20 protein-coding genes and 4 pseudogenes are annotated in these 22342 nt (G+C 33.8%); 20 read left to right on the forward strand and 4 right to left on the reverse strand.

Features of this window, described 5'->3' with window-relative positions:
* Positions 1–252: 252 nt before the first annotated feature.
* The gene (locus LCF45_RS12005; protein ID WP_078203986.1) at positions 253–2037 is read right to left on the reverse strand and encodes a M60 family metallopeptidase; all 1785 of its coding nucleotides are present in this window, start codon (positions 2035–2037) and stop codon (positions 253–255) included.
* 445 nt (positions 2038–2482) lie between these two features.
* Between LCF45_RS12005 and LCF45_RS12010 the strand changes: the two are divergent.
* The 3 genes and pseudogenes from LCF45_RS12010 to LCF45_RS12020 form a co-directional block, all read left to right on the forward strand.
* Positions 2483–2688 (forward strand): annotated as a pseudogene (locus LCF45_RS12010) (CPBP family intramembrane glutamic endopeptidase); the annotation flags it as partial.
* Positions 2689–2940: 252 nt separating this feature from the next.
* Positions 2941–3810, forward strand: coding sequence for a hypothetical protein (locus LCF45_RS12015; protein ID WP_078203994.1), 870 nt, complete (start codon positions 2941–2943; stop codon positions 3808–3810).
* 152 nt (positions 3811–3962) lie between these two features.
* Complete coding sequence (locus LCF45_RS12020; RefSeq protein ID WP_002127399.1) at positions 3963–4670, forward strand: IS6 family transposase; 708 nt, start codon at positions 3963–3965, stop codon at positions 4668–4670.
* A 64-nt stretch (positions 4671–4734) separates the two neighbouring features.
* Here LCF45_RS12020 and LCF45_RS12025 read toward each other — a convergent pair.
* Positions 4735–5070, reverse strand: a pseudogene (locus LCF45_RS12025) (family 10 glycosylhydrolase); the annotation flags it as partial.
* Between the two features lie 226 nt (positions 5071–5296).
* Between LCF45_RS12025 and LCF45_RS12030 the strand changes: the two are divergent.
* The 7 genes from LCF45_RS12030 (at position 5297) to LCF45_RS12060 (ending at position 11671) form a co-directional block, all read left to right on the forward strand.
* On the forward strand, positions 5297–5602 hold the full coding sequence (locus LCF45_RS12030; protein ID WP_000865895.1) for a PTS sugar transporter subunit IIB: 306 nt from the start codon (positions 5297–5299) through the stop codon (positions 5600–5602).
* A gap of 11 nt (positions 5603–5613) precedes the next feature.
* Entirely contained in the window at positions 5614–6897 is a 1284-nt protein-coding gene (locus tag LCF45_RS12035; protein ID WP_033731045.1) for a PTS sugar transporter subunit IIC, read from the forward strand.
* A gap of 78 nt (positions 6898–6975) precedes the next feature.
* A complete protein-coding gene (locus LCF45_RS12040; RefSeq protein ID WP_016126936.1) occupies positions 6976–7242 on the forward strand; it encodes a hypothetical protein in 267 nt (88 codons plus the stop codon).
* Positions 7243–7264: 22 nt separating this feature from the next.
* Entirely contained in the window at positions 7265–8416 is a 1152-nt protein-coding gene (gene anmK, locus LCF45_RS12045) for an anhydro-N-acetylmuramic acid kinase AnmK (RefSeq protein WP_263894885.1), read from the forward strand.
* Between the two features lie 18 nt (positions 8417–8434).
* Positions 8435–9334: a BadF/BadG/BcrA/BcrD ATPase family protein gene (locus LCF45_RS12050; RefSeq protein WP_002127406.1), complete on the forward strand. Its 900-nt coding sequence runs from the start codon at positions 8435–8437 to the stop codon at positions 9332–9334.
* A 135-nt stretch (positions 9335–9469) separates the two neighbouring features.
* Entirely contained in the window at positions 9470–10018 is a 549-nt protein-coding gene (gene plsY / locus LCF45_RS12055) for a glycerol-3-phosphate 1-O-acyltransferase PlsY (RefSeq protein ID WP_002127407.1), read from the forward strand.
* Positions 10019–10087: 69 nt separating this feature from the next.
* A complete protein-coding gene (locus tag LCF45_RS12060; RefSeq protein WP_263894849.1) occupies positions 10088–11671 on the forward strand; it encodes an aminotransferase class V-fold PLP-dependent enzyme in 1584 nt (527 codons plus the stop codon).
* A 127-nt stretch (positions 11672–11798) separates the two neighbouring features.
* Here the strand turns inward: LCF45_RS12060 and LCF45_RS12065 are convergent, their stop codons facing one another.
* A complete protein-coding gene (locus LCF45_RS12065; RefSeq protein ID WP_002127410.1) occupies positions 11799–11936 on the reverse strand; it encodes a DUF3956 domain-containing protein in 138 nt (45 codons plus the stop codon).
* Between the two features lie 343 nt (positions 11937–12279).
* Here LCF45_RS12065 and LCF45_RS12070 point away from each other — a divergent pair, with 343 nt between their 5' ends.
* The gene (locus LCF45_RS12070) at positions 12280–12492 is read left to right on the forward strand and encodes a hypothetical protein (protein WP_000416118.1); all 213 of its coding nucleotides are present in this window, start codon (positions 12280–12282) and stop codon (positions 12490–12492) included.
* Positions 12493–12739: 247 nt separating this feature from the next.
* On the opposite strand, the gene LCF45_RS12075 is transcribed toward LCF45_RS12070, so the two are convergent.
* Positions 12740–13069, reverse strand: a complete 330-nt coding sequence (locus LCF45_RS12075; protein WP_002127411.1) for a YkvA family protein — start codon at positions 13067–13069, stop codon at positions 12740–12742.
* A gap of 217 nt (positions 13070–13286) precedes the next feature.
* On the opposite strand from LCF45_RS12075, the gene LCF45_RS27055 reads away from it, so the two are divergent.
* The 9 genes and pseudogenes from LCF45_RS27055 to LCF45_RS12120 all read left to right on the forward strand — a co-directional run bounded on the left by LCF45_RS27055 (position 13287) and on the right by LCF45_RS12120 (position 22338).
* Positions 13287–13541: a hypothetical protein gene (locus tag LCF45_RS27055; RefSeq protein WP_318670424.1), complete on the forward strand. Its 255-nt coding sequence runs from the start codon at positions 13287–13289 to the stop codon at positions 13539–13541.
* Positions 13495–14503 (forward strand): annotated as a pseudogene (locus LCF45_RS12080) (N-acetylmuramoyl-L-alanine amidase); the annotation flags it as partial. The gene LCF45_RS27055 and the pseudogene LCF45_RS12080, both read left to right, overlap by 47 nt.
* A 42-nt stretch (positions 14504–14545) precedes the next feature.
* Positions 14546–15409, forward strand: coding sequence for an exosporium leader peptide-containing protein (locus tag LCF45_RS27060; RefSeq protein WP_139358505.1), 864 nt, complete (start codon positions 14546–14548; stop codon positions 15407–15409).
* A 66-nt stretch (positions 15410–15475) separates the two neighbouring features.
* Positions 15476–15677 (forward strand): annotated as a pseudogene (locus tag LCF45_RS12095) (N-acetylmuramoyl-L-alanine amidase); the annotation flags it as partial.
* Between the two features lie 423 nt (positions 15678–16100).
* On the forward strand, positions 16101–16370 hold the full coding sequence (locus LCF45_RS12100) for a hypothetical protein (RefSeq protein WP_002127415.1): 270 nt from the start codon (positions 16101–16103) through the stop codon (positions 16368–16370).
* Between the two features lie 73 nt (positions 16371–16443).
* Positions 16444–17796, forward strand: a complete 1353-nt coding sequence (locus LCF45_RS12105; RefSeq protein ID WP_002012917.1) for a DEAD/DEAH box helicase — start codon at positions 16444–16446, stop codon at positions 17794–17796.
* A gap of 251 nt (positions 17797–18047) precedes the next feature.
* Positions 18048–18683 (forward strand): TetR/AcrR family transcriptional regulator, encoded by a 636-nt coding sequence (locus LCF45_RS12110; RefSeq protein WP_002032119.1) that lies wholly within the window; start codon positions 18048–18050, stop codon positions 18681–18683.
* A 46-nt stretch (positions 18684–18729) separates the two neighbouring features.
* Complete coding sequence (locus LCF45_RS12115) at positions 18730–19992, forward strand: MFS transporter (protein WP_263894850.1); 1263 nt, start codon at positions 18730–18732, stop codon at positions 19990–19992.
* A gap of 6 nt (positions 19993–19998) precedes the next feature.
* Positions 19999–22338 carry an ABC transporter permease gene (locus LCF45_RS12120; RefSeq protein ID WP_263894851.1) on the forward strand — a complete coding sequence of 780 codons (2340 nt, stop codon included), beginning with the start codon at positions 19999–20001 and terminating at the stop codon, positions 22336–22338.
* Positions 22339–22342 lie beyond the last annotated feature (4 nt).

Raw genomic sequence — 22342 nt, forward strand, 5'->3', positions numbered from 1 at the left:
CACTTGTCTTGGAAACAAGTGATCTTTTTATTAGATAAATAACTACTTGCCAACAGCAGATAGTTGTTATCCTATTCATATGTTCAGTAAATACTATAACATAATTTTTTTGTTATAATGACAACATAGTTCTATGTTGTTTTATTTGGATCTATTTTTATCATTTGAATTTGAAAGATATGACTGTAATATTTCATATAATTTCATATCAGAAACTTCAAAGTAAAAACAAAAAATGAAATGCGCAAACTTTTAATATCCTAAAACATCTACTTCAGCTGCTGAAGCATACCCATTTATGCCGTTTGTTACTTCTAGTTTTACATATTTCGCAGAAATAGGTTCGAATGTTGCAAATTTTTTCCCTCTATTATTGTCCCATGTTCCAGACGTTACTTTTTTATAGTTAGAACCATCCATGCTTGTATAAATATTGTAGTTTAAAATAATACCATTCTCTGACCAATCTTGTCTTGGAAGATATGCTACTTGGGTGATGGTTCGTATTTGTTGACCGAGATCTAGCGTTAAATTGTATGGATATTGATTTGGTGCGTTCCATTGACTATGCCAAATTGTATTTGGATTGTCATCGATCGCGTTACTTGCTGGATCACGCCATGATTCCTCACTATTTGCACTTACCTTCATTATTTTTTTTGACAATATAGCTAGTGGTTTAACGGGCTTAGAATCAGTTGCTTCCCAGATAGGTGCAACTAATGTTGGATTATTCAAAGCTTCGATTTTTTGTCGTGTTTCTGGTGATGCTTTCAGTCCCCACTGATCAAAGAAAGGAAGCAAATTTTGTTTTGCTACTAACGATGTATTGTAAATAAACGCTTGGATTTTCTCTTCATCTGTTTTTGGAAGCTGATCATGTGGTATCCCTCGATATAGCTGGTGAAGATACGGATAAAAATCTTCACCATACGCTAAATGCAGTTGCCAAAGCATAACAAGTTTTACAAACAGGTCGTCAATATTTTTATATTCTTTATTCGTTTGTTTTAGATATGCAAAGGCCCTATTATAATCTCCCTCTGATTCTAAACGTGTTGGTTTATTTGGATATACTTTCTTGTCTGCAACTAAAGAATATAGATTAACAGTTACTTCACCCATACTTCTTAAGTCATTCCACGTCCATGGGTATTGTTGTCTTGCATGTCCCGCTTCATGCATTTGTCCCCATCCAAACTCATTTGCATTTAAAGTGCTTTTGATTGCTTCACCAGCAGTCGTAAAAACGGCTCCATCCAAACTTGCATACATGCCCCAACTTTGTGCGTTAGGGTTTTCTACAAAAGCCCAAATACGACGAGTTGGCTGATGTAAAGGATTAAGGTCTGTTTCAGATAACCCTGATATCTTATCTTGTGCCTCAATCATTTTATCGTATTTTTCTAATAGAGGAATAGGGTCTTGATTCACAATATATTTATTGGCACTATTACGAGTTACGGTAAGTACTGCTTTCTTTGACTTTAGTTGAACAGCATGTGCATCTGGATATTTGTTCATCATGGTAATCCAGTCTTCTTTCGTGTGCTTCCCTAATTCAAAGAATGGAACAGGGATACCACCTTGTGTTACTTTCGCCTTAACTGTTCCTGTATCTTGATAGTTATCAAATCCTAATAAGCCGCCGTTTGGAGAAGAGATGGTATTAGAACCAGGAGAAAGATCAATTTCTTTTCCCCATTCTTTATCATATTGATGGGTCCCAATAATCGCTCTAATCTTTTGTGTTCCTGATACTGTAATTGTAACCTGCTCATTTGGTTTTACATAGATTCCTGTTGGCATATAATTTTTTTGGTTACCTCTTCTTTCTCTATTCGCTTCATCCCAATAACTCCTTGTTGCTGGAAGGTCGAACTCCCTCTGTTCAAATTGAGTTGCAGCTTGTGCAGTTTCAGCATGTACATCTAAATTGTTTGCACTAATAGGTACAAATAACGTGGTTGCTAAAATAGCGGATGTCGCAAACAACTTGATTGGTTTTTGTAATTTACCATTCTTTCTTCTGTTCATATAATTCAGTCCTTTCATTCAGATCTGTTCTAATGTTTATACGAAATACCGATTTTCTCAATAATTCCACAAGTGGATTTATTAAATGAATATTTATTTTGAACAATATTGTTTATATTTTTTGATGAATAAGATAAAAAAGCATAGGAGTCTAAAACTTCCAAGTCTTTTTTGATTTTTCTAGAAGCATATTACTTTCATTTAATTCTTAAGTCATACATAAATCACTCCTCTCAGTAAGATTTTAAGATAAATGTCTTATCTCAAAATCCTACAACTAACATTAGACTTCCATATTAAGTATAATTAAAGAAAAAAATTCCACAATTGAGAAAGGAATAAAGAGTAAAAAATTTACATTCATGTAAAATAAATGTAAATATTTAACATTTATGTAAAATATAGTTCGCAACCTGTTTTTACACGTATCTCGGCTGAACCCCGAATAGAAAAACTGTTTGAACCAATCAATCGTACAACAGCGATTGTCATTGCTAATGGTATCCTTGCAGCCATGCATTTTGATTCTTCCCTTACTTTATAAACGGATGCCTATATGAGTGGATTTATGAAAAGACTAGGGATATAAAAGTACCAATAGTAGCCCATATATCATTTAATTTTTTTGTATTTTTGGCTACAAGTTTGTAGTGGATTGTTACACATGTGTAAATGTGTAAATGCGAACTTATATAAATGTCCACGTGTCCACATGTGCAAATACGGTAGATATTTTTTGAAGAGGGCTATCGTATAGGGGTAAAGCCGATTCTTGAAACACCGATAATTTCATATATCTGTATATACCAAACCGCTTAAAGTGTGTCCAAAATGCATAAGGGTATAAAAATGTATAAAACTGAAATGATAGTGAGCATTCTAAATTATAAAGGAGTGTTCATTATGATAAATAACGAGTTAAACTGGCAGAAAATATTAGAAATAGGAGCTAGTTCTTTGGGTTCTTCAATAGGTACAGCAATAATAAGCGAAATGTTTCCATCAGAAGATAGTGCTCAAGAAGCGGTGAAACAAGCAGTAGAAGAAATTTGTGATAGGGTTAAAAAAATAATTGACCAAGCCTTTTTAGATCACTATGTAGCTAATTGTGACAGTATTGCGAGACGTCTTCAGGGCTATCCAGAGAGCGGTGATGTAAATATTTTACACGGCATATATGACGATGGTTCAGATTTAGTATCAGATTTAGTACGTTTTGAAACGTTTGAAGGTATAACAGCCCTTGTTTACATTTGTACTTTGCATCTAACTGACATAAAATCTCTTAGTGAAATTGACTCTGGGTATAAAGCTACTTTAAGTCGTTGTGGGGATGAGTATGCTGCTTTATGTGAACCACGTGGTGACAAATTAGTTTACTTTACAAATGTAAGTATAGGTGATGCAATGTATGCTAATAGTGGACTTTACGATATGATTACTACTCCTACTACTTCTAATTCTTATCCTACACTCAAATACAGGTTTAATTTTGTAGATGAATGGGATGAGAATTTAGACACAAAGGTTCATATGTATGATTCTGATCCTATATCACTAACAGATCCACTATGGTACACAGAATCTCCAGGTATCCCACGTTATAGATTAACGGAAGCTGGTAGAAATGCTTCATCTATTCAAAGGGTCTATTTGGGTGCTAAAGATGAGATAATCTCACAGAGAGATGCTTTCTTAAATGACAGGTTAGAAATTACAAATAATATGCGTAAAAATATTCGCAAGGCATGTGATGAGTGGCGAAATCTTTAAATTCATAAGTGAAACCAGAAGTGAATTCCAAAGTTTCTATGCTCCTTAACACCCATTTAGGCATCTATTGAAATGAATGCCTAAATGGGTTCTGGTGCAAAAAATCTATAAAACTTGGACATACTAATACTCTAAAAAGGTGTGTGATTGGTATGGAAAAGAAAAATTGGTTCAAATGGAAGCACTATCAGCCTGATATTATTTTATTAACGGTAAGATGGTACCTACGGTACAACCTAAGTTTTCGTGATTTGGTGGAAATGATGGAGGAACGGGGTTTATCCATTTCCCATACAACGATTATGCGTTGGGTTCATCAGTATGCTCCTGAATTGGACAAATGGATCCGACGTTACCTCAAACAAATAAATGACTCTTGGAGAGTCGATGAAACATATATCAAAGTAAAAGGTCAATGGATGTACCTGTATCGTGCTGTTGATTCGAACGGAAACACAATCGATTTTTGCCTAAGCAAAACAAGAGATCATAAGGCTGCAAGGCGCTTTCTCAAGAAAGCTTTGCGGTCTTTTCATGTTTCAAGGCCACGTGTGATAACAGTCGATAAGAATCCAGCTTATCCGATAGCAATTGAACAGTTAAAAAAAGAAAAAAGCATACCTAGCGGTATGCGACTTAGACAACAAAAGTACTTGAATAACATAGTAGAACAAGATCATCGCTTTATAAAGAAGCGAATCCGTTCTATGCTAGGTCTTAAATCTTTTGACACAGCTACATCCATTCTTTCTGGAGTAGAAGCCATGCATATGATTAAAAAAGAACAGATTGCTTTACGGAACCAGTCTGTCCAAAATCAAAAAGAATTTATCCATCAATTGTTTGGACTTGTAATATAAGATACGATTCCGTTAGGAATATATGTGCTTTATTCTCTTTTGTTTTATTTTTGCACCAGAACCCTTTTCCTTGTGTACCCGTAATGTATTCAGACCAAGGACCGTAATTTGAAGGATAGAAAGCATCAGCAGTCGGTTTAATTTGTACAACGACTGCATTCATACCAGTGTTTTTTACATCGTCTAATAGTCTTATAAATTCTTATTTCTGCTTTTCAATAGGTAAGCCAGTTTTTGAAGGCCAATCAATATTGAGAACAGATGCTATCTATACAGCGCGTAATTCATGTTTTTTGTAAGTAGTATTTACTTCAGCATAAGTAGAGTGAGGGGAAATGAAAGAGAAAGGAGTAAACAAGATGACGATATAGCACATCATTACTAAACGTTTCATAATCATTTATACGCCTCCCTATTATACGATTATTTAAAATAATATATGATGTTAGGTTGGCCCTGCAATTGAGAAAAATAAATATTGAAACATTAATTTAATAGGAAAAATATTTTTAGTGAAATTTACTTTCAGTATAACTAAATCGTTTCATTTCTTCATATGCTTGTTAGTAAAGTGAAACTTTCTTTCATTTGAAAGAAACAATTTATAAGTATAGGAGGATTCAATAATGAAAGTTTTATTCGTTTGTTCTGGAGGAATGTCCAGCGCAATTGTTGTAAACGCTTTAAAAAAAGAGGCGGAGAAAAAAGGTGTAAACATGGAAGTCCATGCCATTGGAACAAGTGAGATAGAGGAAGAAGTAAAGAATGGCTGGGACGTTGTAATGGTTGCACCTCAAGTAAGACATAGATTTGACTCTGTTAAAAAATTCGCAGAAGAGGAATCTATCCCGTGCGGTATCATACCGCCACAAGCATACACGCCGCTTGGCGGACCGACTTTATTAAAAACTGTAAATGATTTAATTAGTTAGGGGGAAGCGTTATGAATAAATTTGTCACGTTTCTTGATAGAAACTTATCTGGACCGATGGCAAGGCTTTCTGAACAGAGGCATTTACAAGCAATCCGTGATGGAGTTATTTCAGCGTTACCATTTATTATTGTAGGAAGTTTCTTTTTAATCGTAGCATTTCCACCATTACCGAAAGATAGTTTCATATCTGTTTGGGCATTAAAAAATCAAACAAGTATATTAATACCATATCGTTTAACGATGTTTATTATGTCTTTATATATAGCATTTGGAATAGGGTATAATTTAGCGAAAAGTTATAAGCTAGATGCTTTATCAGGAGCACAGCTTGCAGTATGTTCATTACTATTAACATTAACGCCTGAATTAATTGATAAAAAAGGGTTTATGCTTCCGATGACAAATCTCGGAGGTCATGGATTATTCGTGACAATGATTGTTTCTATTTTATCAGTTGAGATTTTAAGATTTTGTAAGACGAAAAATGTAATGATTAAAATGCCAGAACAAGTACCGCCGTCTGTTTCACGTTCGTTTGAAGCACTTATACCTGCTGCATTCGTTATTATTTTAATGAGTTTAGTAACTGTCGTTTTTAGTATTGATTTACATCATGTAGTTGATAAATTAGCGGCACCGTTAGTAAAAGCTGGTGATAGTTACTTCGGTGTAATCATTCCAGTGTTTTTAATTACATTTTTTTGGTCATTCGGAATCCATGGTGTGTCGGTTGTTGGAACTGTTGCTCGGCCATTATGGGAAGTATACTTAGGGAAAAATGGTGAAGCAGTTGCTAGTGGAGCAGATCAGTTACCATTCATATCACCAGAGCCGTTATACCAATGGTTTATATGGATTGGCGGTTCTGGTGCGACGTTAGGGCTTGTATTAGCTATGATTGTATTTGGTCGATCAAAATATTCGAAAGCATTATCAAGAACTTGTATTGTTCCTGGTATTTTTAATATTAATGAACCTGTTATTTTCGGATTACCGATTGTACTAAATCCAATTTTAATTATCCCGTTTATCATTACACCACTCGTAACAGCAACTGTTGCATATTCAGCAACTGCGATGGGATTTGTAACGCCAACACATATTATGCCGCCGTGGACATTACCAGCTCCAATTGGTGCATATTTAGCAACAGGTGGGGATTGGAGAGCGATTGTACTCGTATTTATAAACATAACAATATCATTCCTTATTTATTTACCATTCTTTAAAATGTACGACAAAAACATGCTTGAAATTGAGAAAAATGGTGATGGGGAATCTGTTAATCCGTAAGTTTAATATTTTATTTTTGAGTGATAGGCATTTTGTCTATCACTTCTTTCACATGAAGTCCAGAGAGGGTGAAATGGAATGAATATAAAATTTAGTTATAAAGGTGTATTCTTATTATTATTTGGAGTGATATGTGCGAATTTCCTTTTCGTACCTTTATTAAGAATGCTACATCTATCACAAATGCATAGTATATGGCTCGTTACAAGCATTGCGGCAAGTATTTTGCTTACAGTAGTTGTTTCTTTTATTGATGGATCGTTTGCATCAAAAGCTCAGTTATTTTATAGATTTATATTATTTTCGATCGGTTGTACGTTTGTAACTTACATGATTGTTTTTTAGTAAAGGGGAGGTCATGCATGCTATGTATATTGCAGGGATTATGTCCGGTACTTCATTAGATGGAATAGATGTAGCACTCGTTCATATAGAAGGAAGCGGTGTAGGTTCTAAAGTTGAACTCATCCATTTTACTACTGTGCCATTTAGTAATGATATGAAAAATGAGATCCAGCAGGCATTATCAATAGAGAATTCAAATGTACAACTCATATGCAGTTTAAATTTCAAACTCGGTTTATGCTTCGCCAATGCTGTAAAGGAAGTTTGTAAAGAGGCCAATTTTCCTTTGGGACAATTAGATGTAATTGGTTCTCACGGACAAACGATTTATCATCAGCCAAAGCAAGATGGTAATATGATTCCTTCCACATTGCAAATTGGAGAACCAGCAGTTATAGCATATGAAACGAACACTACGGTTATCTCTAATTTTCGAACGATGGATATGGCAGCAGGGGGACAAGGTGCACCACTTGTGCCATATTCAGAGGTCATTTTGTATCGTCATCAAACTAAAAATAGATTACTACAAAATATTGGCGGAATCGGTAATGTTACAGTAATACCAAGTCATCTAAGTGATAAGAGCGTTATTGCTTTTGATACTGGCCCAGGAAATATGGTAATCGATGATGTATGTCAAAGATTATTTCAGTTGCCATATGATCAAAATGGTAGGATTGCAAAACAAGGAGTAGTTGTAGATGAAATTTTGACATATTGTATGAACCATCCATTTTTGAAAATGAATCCACCGAAATCAACTGGTAGAGAACAGTTTGGAGAAGAGTTTGTAAGTGAATTATTGAAGCGGTTTGAAAAGCATGGTAAAGAAAATCTTTTGAAGACTGTCACGATGTTTACAGCAAGTTCAATTGTTCATCATTATAAGGAGTTTATTCTGCCGTATTATGAAATCGATGAAGTAATTTTAGGTGGTGGGGGCAGTTATAATCGTACACTTGTTGAAATGATACGAAATGGATTGAAGGAAGAAAAGTGCGCGATATTCATTCAAGAAGATATAGGCTATTCTTCAGAGGCGAAAGAAGCAATCGCCTTTGCGATATTAGCAAACGAAACGCATCATCGTAATCCGAGTAATGTGCCAAGCACAACAGGTGCAAAGCAATCTGTAGTTTTAGGGAATATAACATTCCCTCCAATAAGATGATGAAAATGAGGCGAACATATGAAGTATATGATTGGAGTAGATGGTGGGGGCACGAAGACAGAAGCAATTGCATTTGATCAAGACGGAAACGAAGTTGTAAGAGGTACGAGTGGGTTTGGAAATATATTAATAGATTATGAAAAAGCAGTTTTGCATATTATGGAGGCGATCGATCAATGCAAGAAAGCTTTAATAGATGGGCACTGCGTTTGTATTTGTTTAGGGTTAGCGGGTATAAGTGGAGCGAATACAAATGAATTAACATTACGATTAATAAAGAAATATGAAACGAAAATTGAAGTTTTTAATGACGCAATGATTGCACATGCAGCTGCTTTAAAAGGTAAGAATGGAATATTAACTATAGGTGGTACAGGTGCAATTTGTATAGGAAAGAAAGACGAAGTGTACGAGTATAGCGGTGGATGGGGACATATTTTAGGGGATGAGGGAAGCGGTTATTGGATTGCGTTACAAGGTTTAAAGAGAATGGCAAATCAATTTGATCAAGGAGTTAGACTTTGTCCATTAAGCTTAAGGATTCAAGACGAGTTTCGACTTTTAACATCATCTCATATAAAAAGACTAGTATATAGTTCTTCAAAAGATAAAGTTGCAGCAATTGCACCATTAATTATAGAGGAAGCGAGGAATGGGAATGATGATGCACATAAAATTATTCTGCAAGCGGCTAAGGAATTAACGATAATTACGGTGAATATTTACAACAAGATGCAGTTTGATTTATCACCTTTAATTGCAGTTAGTGGTAGTATATTGTGTTCAGTACCTGAAATATATGCTGAATTTAAGAAATGCTGTGAGAAAAGTATGGGAGAAGTTATATTCGTATCACCATCAGAAATGGCAGTGAAAGGAACATATCATTTAATGAAGGGTGTATATTTTATAAAATAGAAGTATGAGAATTTTTGTATGATTTGTAAAAATATGATGTTAAAATATACAAAGGGATGTAAAGCAAGAAAAAGTACAATATACATAGTCATTGAATATTGTATAAGTACTCCCATGTAGAAAGTGAATGATTACATGATTAATAGTATGCAATTTTTGTATTTGGTGGCTTCTTATTTATTTGGAAACATATTGACCGCTTATATAGTAACGAAATGGAAACATAATGTTGATATTCGTGAAGAAGGAAGTGGTAATCCTGGCGCAAGAAATATGGGGCGCGTATATGGAAAAGGGTCTTTCGTCGCTACATTTTTAGGTGATGCGATCAAAGGGGCAATCGTAGTTTCTATTGCAAAATACCTTTTCGAAGATTCTACATTTGTAATGTTAGCTTTACTGGCTGTTATACTTGGACATATTTACCCAATTTTATTTAAAGGCAAGGGCGGAAAAGGCATTTCAACATTTATTGGAGGTTTAATTGCATTTGATTATTTGATAGCGCTTACTCTTATTGCTGTTTTCATTATATTTTATTTAATCTTTAAAGGATTTACTAAGCCCGGACTAATTACAATCGCTTGTTTACCAGTTTGCATGATTTTGTATTCTTACTCTATTGTTACGACTATTTTAAGTGCACTTATCATTGTACTTATTTTATATGTAAATCGAGAATGAAATGAACTTTTAATAAGTGGAGTTAATCTCCACTTATAATTTTTATTAAATACATAAAGGAGATACAACATGGGGTTAATTTATAAAGTTGCTGATCAAGCTTGGGAATTTGAAAGTATACAAAAATTGAATTATAAAACATTTGTAGAAGAAATTCCGCAACATGAAGAAACGAAAGATCGTGTTCGTATAGATCGTTTCCATGAAGAAAATACATATTTAATTTGTTTAGATGACGATAAGTTAGTAGGTATGGTTGCATTGCGAGGAAAACGACCATTCTCGTTAGATTATAAAATTCCAAATCTAGATTTTTATTTGCAAGAACATGGAGAAAATGTATATGAAATTCGTTTACTTTCAGTAGAACGTGAATATCGAAATGGAAGAGCATTGTTAGGTTTAATTCGCTTTTTACATCGTTATTTGCTTCTAAATGGATATGAATTGGCACTCATTTCTGCTACAACACGTGAACTACCTTTATATGAGCAAATGGGATTCAAATCTTTCCATACGTTAGTTGGTACTGAAGAAGCAGCCTTCCAGCCAATGTATGTTACCCCAGCTATGTTTGAAGAGTCGAGTGTTGGGGGTATTATGACGAAAGAATATACGTTTTTACCTGGTCCAGTGGATATTGAAGAAAATGTTCGAAAGGCATTTTCTACTAAGCCTATTTCGCATCGTTCTAAGTCATTTCAAGTGACAATGGAAAATGTAAAAAAACGTTTACTGCAAATAACAAAAGCAAAACGTGTGCAAATAATGTTAGGAACAGGGACGTTAGCGAATGATGCCATTGCTTTACAGTTGAATTCTTTAAAAGGGAAAGGACTAGTTTTAACAAATGGGGAATTTGGAAATAGGTTAGTGGGACATGCAACACGTGCGCAATTACATTATGATACGCATAAAAAAGAAATGGCAGAGCCGTTTCTTTATACAGAATTAGAAAAAATAATGGTAACTGGAAATTATGAATGGCTTTGGTTTGTTCACCATGAAACATCAACTGGAATGTTAAATAATTTAGAAGAACTAAACATTCTTTGTAAAAAATATCAAATGAAACTATGTGTAGATTGTATAAGCTCAATTGGAGCAATACCAATAAATTTGAAGGATGTATATTTTGCAAGTGGTGTTAGCGGAAAAGCGATTAAATCATATACAGGATTATCTTTCGTTTTTCATAACCACATTGTAAAAGTAAACGAGGCAGTACCTGCTTATATGGACATTGGTATGTACGAAGAAAATGAAAGTATCCCATACTCCCATTCATGGAATTTAATTTATGCATTGCAAGAAGCATTGAAGCGACTTGAAGATGAAGAGGCATTTGAAAAAATAAAAGAGGCGTATGCTTATATTGAACAAGCTATTAATACTATGGGTTTAAAGCTTGTTTCACCTAAAGATCATGCCGCTCAAATTGTTCTTACCATTCAATTAAACGAAGGGCAGTGTTCTAAGGCAGTAGGTGATGCATTAGCATTACAAGGATATATTGTTCATTATGAATCAGCATATTTACAAAAGAATAACTGGATTCAAATAGCATGTCTGAATCACTATAAAGAACGTGATATGAAGAGGATGTTAAATTGTTTGCAGATGTGTGTGTTAAAGAAAGTTCTTTTAACGTAAATGCTTGTATATTTATTATATAATTTCTACAAGGCTATGAGTCACACTTGCTAAGTGTATAGAAGTGCATTTTTTGACAAGAGTTTAAAAGAGAGCGAAAGCTCTCTTTTAAACTTACTTAAATGAATTACCCACAGATTGGAATACCGAGAACTCTCAAAGCTAGTGCTACTTGAAGAGTAATTTCCAATCTAGCAATTTCGATGCCAGCAACTGTGAGTACTAAAAAAGGTTGGCCGTTTACGAACACAATACAACTTTCCATATATACGCCTCCTTTCTAGTGATCTACTACAGTATATGAATGAAACTGTAATACGTTATAGTTGGATTTATGAATTTTATAAAAATAATAGATTTACCCTATGTTTACGAAACAAATGGAGTTTCATAGTGTTAATAATTTAATTGTTAGACAAGGAAGCATCTATAATAAGATGCTTTTTATTATATTTACGTTTCAGCGTGACAATAAATAAAGTTAATCAATGACGAATTGAGAGGGAAATATATTGATAAATATTTGTATGAGGTAAACTAAGAAGGTTTTAGAAAAACGAAAAGGAATTTTTATACTTGTAACATAAAAATTCTAGGGGGATGTTAATATGGAAAAAACTATGATGGTAGAAACAACAAACATGATGATGTCTATGGAAAAAATGATGTGTGAAATGAAGTGTATGAAAATGATGATGAATAACATGATGCAAATGGATGTAGAAATGGATAAGGCAATGATGGTGAAAATGAATGAATGTGATGAAATGATGAAGACTACTATGTCTATGATGAAAGCGATGAAAGAGAAATGTTGTTGAAGTAGCAAAGTATAGCGTAAAATGATGATGATCTTGTAAATTTAAATTAGTAAAGAGCCTGTTTTAGTTGGTAAATTAAAATAGGCTCTTTTAACTATTGTTCAAAAATAAATTGAGTTGACAAAAAAGAACTAAAAGATTATTTTAGTTCTTTTTTCTGTATTAACACTGTTCAAATCATTTGTTTAAAAGCTATAGATGATGGTTAGGCAGTGAGAAAAGACAAGTAAGAGCCTATCTTTCTTCGTTAAATGTGTGCTGAAGTAAATAATGACTCCATTTTTACTTTGCTCTTCTCTCGAATTTCAGCATCCGCATGTCGCATAACATATTTATGCGCTACAGCGATTGCTAAAACATCATCTAATAAGCCAATCCCAATAATAGCAGCTATATCTGGAATGAAATCGATTGTTAATACGTAATAGGATAAAGCGGCTAATATAATGAGTTTCGCTTTAGTAGGTAACTCTTTCTTTTTCATTGTGTAAAATAAAATAATACTTTCATATACGCTGGATTTACCGAGGTTTACTGAGCTTTTTTTGAATTTTTTCCAAAGTGTCTGTTTCTCCATATAAACACTCCTTTTCCAAAAAATAGATTTTTTAAAAGGATGGACAAAGAAGCGAAAGAATAATCAATTTTATTGTTTTTTCTTATTGTATATTTCGATATTTATAAGCGAATACCTGTTCAAAATAAAACAATGCTTGTTAAGCGGATACGAATATGGAGATGGATGAAGAGAAAATCTGTTTTGGAAAGCAAATAAGTTTCCGATAGAGGTTTCAATGAATTATTTGCGTTCTGCGACGAAGGCAGAAAAAACTTTTGATTTCTTAATATCAGCTATCTTGACAATAATTATTAGATTGTTTATAGCGTATATGAATCCGAATACAACAATAATATTGAAAGGAATTAAGGATATAAATAATCAATCACTTACATTCATTCCAATTTTAGCTGGTTTTAATATAGCTAATTACCTCGTTCCTTATGATTCTAGTACTTGCTGGTTCGTTTGCTACAAGTATTTTTGCTGATAGAACGTTTTTTATCCCTAATTTACCAAAACAACCATATCGTTTTGGCGTAGGTGTTTATGAGGGCGTAGTAGCTCATAGTACAGCGACTTCTGAAATATTCAAAAGTATGAATCTCGTACATGAAGAAACGCATTTGTTCAATATGCTGTTGATTGAGATGAAACAATCCAAATCGCTAATATAAAATACATTACATATGGCGGTGGACCTGCTGCTAATAAACGATTTGTACATGTAGAGTTATGTGAAACAGCAGACCATACAAAGCTCGAGCGTTCATATGAAAAATACGTAAAACTTTTAGCGGAAATCTTAAAAGATAACAAGTTATCTGTAGGAAAAGGATTGTGGATTCACTACGATGTGATTAAATACCTTGGCGGTACAGATCATGAAGATCAACTTGATTATTTAAAATCTCATGGGGGATCAGGAGCTCAATCCCGTGCTGATGTACAACGCGCATACAATAATTCTAGTGTGGATGTTTCTGTACCTGAAAGCCACCTAAACCAACAGAAGTACCAACAGCTGTAACCGATGGTATAGCTTATATTAAAGGCTACAACGTTAATTTACGTAAAGGACCAGACACAAGCTATTCTAAGATTCGTCAACTAAATAAATCAGAAGCTTATGTTGAATGGGGCGAAAAGCCTGGTTGGTTAAACCTTGGTGGAGAGCAATGGATTAAGAACAATCCATCCTATGTGAAGTTTAGTAAGAAAAGTACAGTAGATTCTTCTATTGTAGGAAAGCGTGTTGTTTCTAAAGTTAATATTCTACGTTTCTATAATGCTCGATCTTGGCAGGATAAAGACGTGGATGGTTTTGTAGATGTAGGTGAACTGTTTACAATTTTTAGGAAGTTAAATATGGAAGGTTCAGTACAATTTAAGGCGCACAATAGTATAGGGAAAACATATTATATTACGATCAATGAAGTTTATGTATTTGTAACTGTATTACTACAGTATAGTACACTCATAGGAGGTAGTTATGTGTTTGATAAAAATGAAATACAAAAGATAAATGGGATACTTCAAGCTAATGCATTAAATCCAAATTTAATTGGCCCTACACTTCCCCCAATCCCACCATTTACTTTACCCACAGGTCCAACAGGAGGGACAGGCCCAACGGGAGTAACGGGTCCAACAGGAGTAACGGGTCCAACGGGAGTAACGGGTCCAACGGGAGTAACTGGTCCAACAGGAGTAACTGGTCCAACAGGAGTAACGGGTCCAACAGGAGTAACGGGTCCAACGGGAGTAACGGGTCCAACGGGAGTAACGGGTCCAACAGGAGTAACGGGTCCAACGGGAGTAACGGGTCCAACAGGAGTAACGGGTCCAACAGGAGGAACTGAAGGTTGTCTTTGTGATTGCTGTGTTTTACCTATGCAAAGTGTTTTACAACAACTTATTGGAGAAACTGTTATTCTTGGCACTATTGCAGACACACCCAACACGCCCCCGCTTTTCTTTCTATTTACTATCACTTCTGTGAATGATTTTTTAGTTACAGTTACAGATGGCATCACAACCTTTGTGGTCAATATATCTGATGTAACAGGGGTAGGTTTTTTACCACCAGGACCACCTATTACATTACTTCCACCTACCGATGTAGGATGCGAGTGTGAATGTCGTGAACGACCAATTAGACAATTACTGGATGCGTTTATCGGATCTACAGTAAGTCTTTTAGCAAGTAATGGTTCTATTGCAGCAGATTTTAGCGTGGAACAAACAGGACTTGGGATAGTACTAGGGACATTACCTATAAATCCAACTACAACCGTTAGGTTTGCAATTTCAACTTGTAAAATTACAGCTGTGAATATAACCCCTATTACGATGTAGTCTATTTCTTTCAGAAGTATCTGTTGCTACTCGATAAGAAAAGCACAGTTTATTTGTCCACCTTGAAAACGTATTGTTTTCAAAGTGGACAATCTACGTTTCTAGGATGCTCCATCTTGGAAATATAAAGATGGAGCTGGTTCTGTAGATGCAGGGATTTATGATTGATGCAAAAGTGAGTGTCAATGGTTCGCCACAGTACAAAGCACACAGCAGTAAAGGGAAAACATACTATGTTATTGCAAATGAAGCCTATTTATTCATCTAACGCACTATACCTTCATGAGTAATTAACCATGCCACCTTACTCTTTCTATATCTTTCATTTGTAAATTTCTTACTACTATATTATTGGCGTACAATATATGGCTAAATGTATCTAAATGGTTTTCTAAACGGACAAAATTCCCAAATTGATATGGTAAGGCTATAAAAACTATAATGAAAAATAATAAATATCTCTAATGCACTATTAGGATTTTTCCATTCTATATTGCAAACCTTCTTTCTAAAAGATAAGCTCATATGCTAAATCAAAATGAAGGTTATATAATGCTTTCGTATTACATATTAAATTGTAGAACTTAGTTCCTTGATGTACATATTGGTGTAATTTATTTTGAATTGGTGAAACAATGATTTTTAACATTCCTTTAATATCTTCATTAAAGAAGTTATAGGAGGGAATAACTTGGACTCATTATTTGATGTAATAGCAAATGTTATTTTATTTTATCCTCGAAATGACATGAAATTAAAACACCATATTGCCAAATTAAGCGAATTTGAGTGGTTTCGAAAGTTACACGAAGATACAAAGTATACAAGTTTAATTTGGAGTAATAGGAAAATCAAGAAGTATATTTTGAATTCTACAAATATGGAAGCAATAATAAATTCCGAGAAAAAACAAAAAGAATTTGTTCATCTAGTACAGGATGAATATAAAAAAAGAAGATAAGAATTTTTTTATTTTTCATATTTGGCGAAACAAATGGTACAATGAAAGCTAATGTGAAAAATAAGGAAAAGAAGTGGTCTATTTGAAAAACTTTTTAGAATTAGGAATTAGTGAAACTTTTAATCATACATTACGTGAAAATGGAATTACAGAAGCAACACCGATTCAGGAGAAGGCAATTCCTGTTATTATGTCAGGTAAAGATATTATTGGGCAGGCGAAAACAGGAACGGGTAAAACGTTAGCATTCGTGTTACCGATTTTAGAAAAAATCGATCCAGAGTCTAGTGATGTTCAGGCTTTAATTGTTGCACCAACAAGGGAACTAGCACTGCAAATTACAACTGAAATTAAAAAAATGCTTGTTCAAAGAGAAGATATTAATGTACTAGCGATATATGGCGGACAAGATGTAGCACAACAATTAAGAAAATTAAAAGGTAATACACATATAGTTGTTGCGACACCAGGACGATTATTAGATCATATACGTCGTGAAACAATTGATTTAAGTAATCTTTCAACAATTGTACTAGATGAAGCGGATCAAATGCTTTATTTCGGATTCTTATATGATATTGAAGATATTTTAGATGAGACACCTGATAGTAAACAAACGATGTTATTCTCAGCAACGATGCCAAAAGATATTAAAAAATTGGCGAAACGTTATATGGAAGAGCCGCAAATGATTCAAGTACAAAGTGAAGAAGTAACGGTAGATACAATTGAGCAGCGTGTCATTGAGACGACAGATCGTGCAAAGCCAGATGCACTTCGTTTTGTTATGGATCGTGATCAGCCATTTTTGGCAGTTATTTTCTGTCGTACAAAGGTTAGAGTAAGTAAGCTGTATGATAATTTAAAAGGACTAGGTTATAATTGTGCTGAACTTCATGGTGATATACCTCAAGCGAAACGTGAAAGAGTCATGAAGAGTTTCCGCGAAGCTAAAATTCAGTACTTAATTGCGACTGATGTAGCAGCTCGTGGACTTGATGTAGATGGTGTAACGCACGTATTTAACTTTGATATCCCTGAAGATGTAGAAAGTTATATTCACCGCATTGGCCGAACAGGACGTGCAGGTGGATCAGGTCTTGCAATTACGTTCGTTGCAGCGAAAGATGAAAAACATTTAGAAGAAATTGAAAAAACGCTTGGTGCACCAATACAAAGACAAATAATCGAACAACCGATGATAAAAAATGTAGATGAAAATGGAAAACCGGTACAAAAGCCGGCTCCAAAGAAATCAGGTCAATATCGTCAAAGAGATAGCCGTGAAGGTTCAAGAAGTGGTTCAAAAGGTGGTCCAAGAAACGATTCAAGAAATAGTTCGAGAAATGATAACAATCGATCATTTAATAAGCCAAGTAATAAGAAAAGTAGTACAAAACAAGGTCAGCAAAGACGTGGCCGTTAAATAGTTATTATTCAAAAAGAGTCGCAAAGTGTTGCGGCTCTTTTTGTTTTTATACAACGAAGTCGATATAAGTACAAGGGTGATTGCATAAAAACAACCTTTGAAATTTCATTTACCGTATTAAATAATTTAAAATTCATAAAGGAAATATAAAGTAGGTTGTTGTATATGTACGATAACAGGAAACTTTTCACATACTAAACATATACTTTAAATAAACCGACAGTCGGTCCGTAGGAAGGAGTACATGAATGAGGATCGTAAAAGAATATGGGGAGCGTAGAAATGAAATTTTAGAAACTGCTGAACGTTTGTTTGTTACAAAAGGGTATACGAAAACTACAGTAAATGACATTTTAAGAGAGATTGGTATAGCAAAGGGGACGTTTTATCATTATTTTAAGTCGAAAGAAGAAGTAATGGATGAAATTATTATGAGGATTATTAAAGCGGATGTTGCTAAAGCGAAAGCAATTGTCTCTAACCCTAATATCCCAGTTTTGGATAAGTTATTTCGAGTTTTAATGGAACAATCACCAAAATCAGGAGATGTAAAAGATAAAATGATTGAACAATTTCATCAGCCAAATAATGCGGAAATGCATCAAAAAAGTATAGTACAATCAATTATTCATTTATCTCCTGTTTTAGCAGAGATTTTAGAACAAGGAATCGCTGAAGGCATATTTTCTACTCCATACCCACAAGAAACGATTGAATTATTACTCTCTTCAGCACAAGTCATATTTGATGAGGGTTTATTCCAGTGGAAGCCGGAAGAAATGATGAGGAGAGCTAAAGCTTATATCAAAATGATGGAAGCATCTGTTGGAGCGAAAGAGGGAGCCTTTGATTACATGGTGGAGGTTTTAATCAAACAGAAATAGTAATTTTCTGTTTGGATATTATCGACCGACAGTCGGTCTGAATCGAATGAAAGGTGTGATAAGGATGTCAGCTAGTATAAGGTCTTCGATGAAAGATTTTCACTTAATGGTGAGTGGACAAATTATTACTATTTTAGGTTCAACACTTTTACGTTTTGCCCTGTCATTATATGTGCTAGATATAACAGGGCGTGCTGATATATTCGCAGGATTATATGCGGTAACGAGTATTCCGTTTTTGCTAGCCCCTCTTGGCGGAGCGATAGCAGATCGTTTCAATCGCCGTAATTTAATGGTTATTTTTGATTTTATCAACGCTGCGATTGTATTAAGCTTTATAATTTTGTTATTTACTGGACCTGTATCTACTATGTTAATTGGAACAATTATGTTTTTACTAGCAGTCGTTAGTGCAATGTATTCACCTGTTGTAATGGCGAGTATTCCGCAATTAGTTCCAGAGAATAAGTTAGAGCAAGCGAACGGTATCGTAAATGGTGTGCAAGCATTATCGAATATAGTTGCTCCTGTATTAGGAGGAATACTGTACGGCATAATTGGTTTGAAAATGCTCGTAATAATAAGTTGTCTTGCTTTCTTTTTATCTGCGATTTTAGAAATGTTTATTAAAATACCTTTTATAAAAAGAGCGCGAGAAAGCCATATAATACCGACAATTGTAAAGGATATGAAAGAAGGATTTATATATGTTTTAAAACAACCATTTATTTTGAAATCTATGCTTTTAGCTGCATTACTAAATTTAATACTTACACCGCTATTTGTTGTTGGCGCTCCAATTATTATACGAGTAACAATGGAAAGTAGCGACACGTTATACGGAATTGGAATGGGATTGATCGATTTTGCTACTATTTTAGGTGCATTATCGATAGGTTTTTTTGCGAAAAAGCTACAGATGAAAACATTGTATTACTGGATGCTTTTAATAGCTTTATTAGTACTACCAATGGCACTATCAGTTACGCCAGTTATTCTTAATTTAGGATACTATCCACCATTTATCCTCTTTATACTTTCTTCTATTCTAATTGCAATGATCGTGACAATTGTATCCATCTATGTGATTACTGTAGTCCAAAAGAAAACACCAAATGAAAACCTAGGAAAAGTAATGGCAATTATAACAGCGGTATCTCAATGTATGGCACCAATTGGGCAAGTCATTTATGGTTTTATGTTTGAAGGATTCAGTATGAAAATTTATTTACCTATATTATTTATTAGTTTCATAATGATAATAATAGCGATAGTGACGAAGAAAATATTATGGAATGAAGGGAACTAGCTCCATATGATTAGGAGAATGTTAAAAAGAGATTTCTCTCAAAATAAAATGATAATTACCATTCTATTTATGTTTATCATGTTATCAAGTCTTTTAATCGCAAGTGCTTCAAGTAACGTTATAAATCTATTGAACTCAACGGATCAATTGTTTAAAGTATCAAACGCACCGCACTTCGTACAAATGCATGCCGGAGAAATAAACCAAAAGTCAATTGATTCATTTGTAGCGCAAACTCCTTTTGTAAAAAAACAACAAACAGCAGAGATGGTTCAAATAGGCGGATCTAACATTTTTATAAAGAAGAAAAATCAAGCGGAACATAATAGTGTAATGGACATTAGCTTTGTTAAGCAAAATACTATTTTTGACTTTTTATTAGATTTAAATAATGAATTGATCGATGTTAGGAAAGGAGAAATAGGTGTACCAATTTATTATATGCAAAAATATCATTTGCGTATTGGAGATAAAATTTGGGTTGTTAAAAATAATAATGAGCTAGAATTTACTATTTCGGCATTTGTTCGTGATGTTCAAATGAACCCATCACTTGTTAGTTCAAAACGATTTGTAATAAGCGATGAAGACTTCGAAAGAATAAAGGGGAATTTTGGAGAAAGTGAATATCTTATTGAATTCCAGCTAACAGATTTAAATAAAATAAATGAATTTGAAACTTTATACCAGTCATCAAACTTACCTCAAAAAGGTCCCTCTATTACGTATTCACTCTTTAAAACACTCAATTCATTAACAGATGGAATAATAGCTGCAGTACTTATCATAATAAGTGCATTATTAATGCTAATCGCGATTTTATGTATTAGATTTACGATTATTACTTCAATGGAAGAAGATTATCGGGAAATTGGTGTTATGAAAGCTATCGGCATTCAAAGTAAAGATATTCAAAAACTATATGTAACAAAATATGTTGTTATTTTCGCTATCGGATGTATATGTGGATATATCCTTTCGTTATTTGTTACAAAAATATTTACCTCTAACATCGCACTTTATATGGGGACAGCTAATAAAAGTATTTTATATTATGTTGTGCCATTGATAGTCACAACATTGTTATTTCTAGCCGTTATCCTTTTTTGCCGCATCATTTTGCGGAATTTTAGGAGAATTACAGCAATAGACGCTTTACGATCAAGAGATAAACTAGGAAAAAGAAAGATTAGAAGATTTTTTTCTCTCTATCAAACTAAAATTACAAATGTAAATATATTTATTGGTATACAAGATGTAGTGAAACGATTTAAGTTATATCGAGTATTAAGTATCGTTTTAATTATTGCAGTGTTCATGATTGTTGTACCAGTTAACTTTTTGTACACGATTCAGTCACCGCAATTTGTTAATTATATGGGAACAGGAAAGAGTGATATGCGAATAGATTTACAGCAATCTGAAAATATAGAAAAACGGTTTAATGACGTTATATTGTATATCGGAAACGATGAAGAGGTAGAAAAATATGCAGCATTTGTAACGAGTACATTTAAAATGGTGAAAGCTGATGGTACAAATGGAAATTTAAATGTAGAAGTGGGAGATTTCGCCCAATTTCCAATAGAATATGTTAAAGGTATGGCACCAAAAAATGAAAATGAGATCGCTCTCTCTTATATGAACGCAAATGAATTAAAAAAGAATATAGGGGATGAAATCGTTTTATTTGTAGAAGGAAAAGAGAAAATGCTAACTATTAGTGGTATATATCAAGATGTAACGAATGGAGGAAAAACAGCTAAAGCGAGTTTTTCTTACAATAAAGAAGATATATTATGGTACGTAGTAAATGTAGATATGAAACCCAAAGTGAATCTACAAGAAAAAGTGAAGGAGTATAAACAAAATTTAAATTCTGCAAAAATAACAGATACGGATAATTATTTATCTCAAACTTTAGGAGAGACAATCAAACAATTAAGACTGGTGACACAAGTGGCAATTTTGATTGCTATATTGATATCGGTTTTAATAACTGCGATGTTTTTTAAAATGTTATTGGTAAAAGATTCTTCGCAAATATTAATTATGAAAAGTATCGGCTTTTCCTACAAAGATATTCGTATACAATATGTTACTCGTTCTATTGCTATAGTATTAGTAGGTATTTTAACAGGGGCATTTATAGCTGCTACGTTTGGAGAAACACTAATAAGCTGGTTAGGTTCATTTATGGGAGCAGCTCACATAAAGTTTGTTGTTAATCCAATCATTTCTTATGTAATATGTCCAGCTATTTTATTTATATCTGTGACCGTAGCAACACTTTTTAGTAGTTTTACAGTGAAACAAAAAAATGATTTAAAGCTAAATGGGGAGTAGGAGG

Origin of the sequence: Bacillus sp. 41-22 (genome assembly GCF_025809295.1) — a bacterium.
Lineage (GTDB): Bacteria > Bacillota > Bacilli > Bacillales > Bacillaceae_G > Bacillus_A > Bacillus_A mycoides.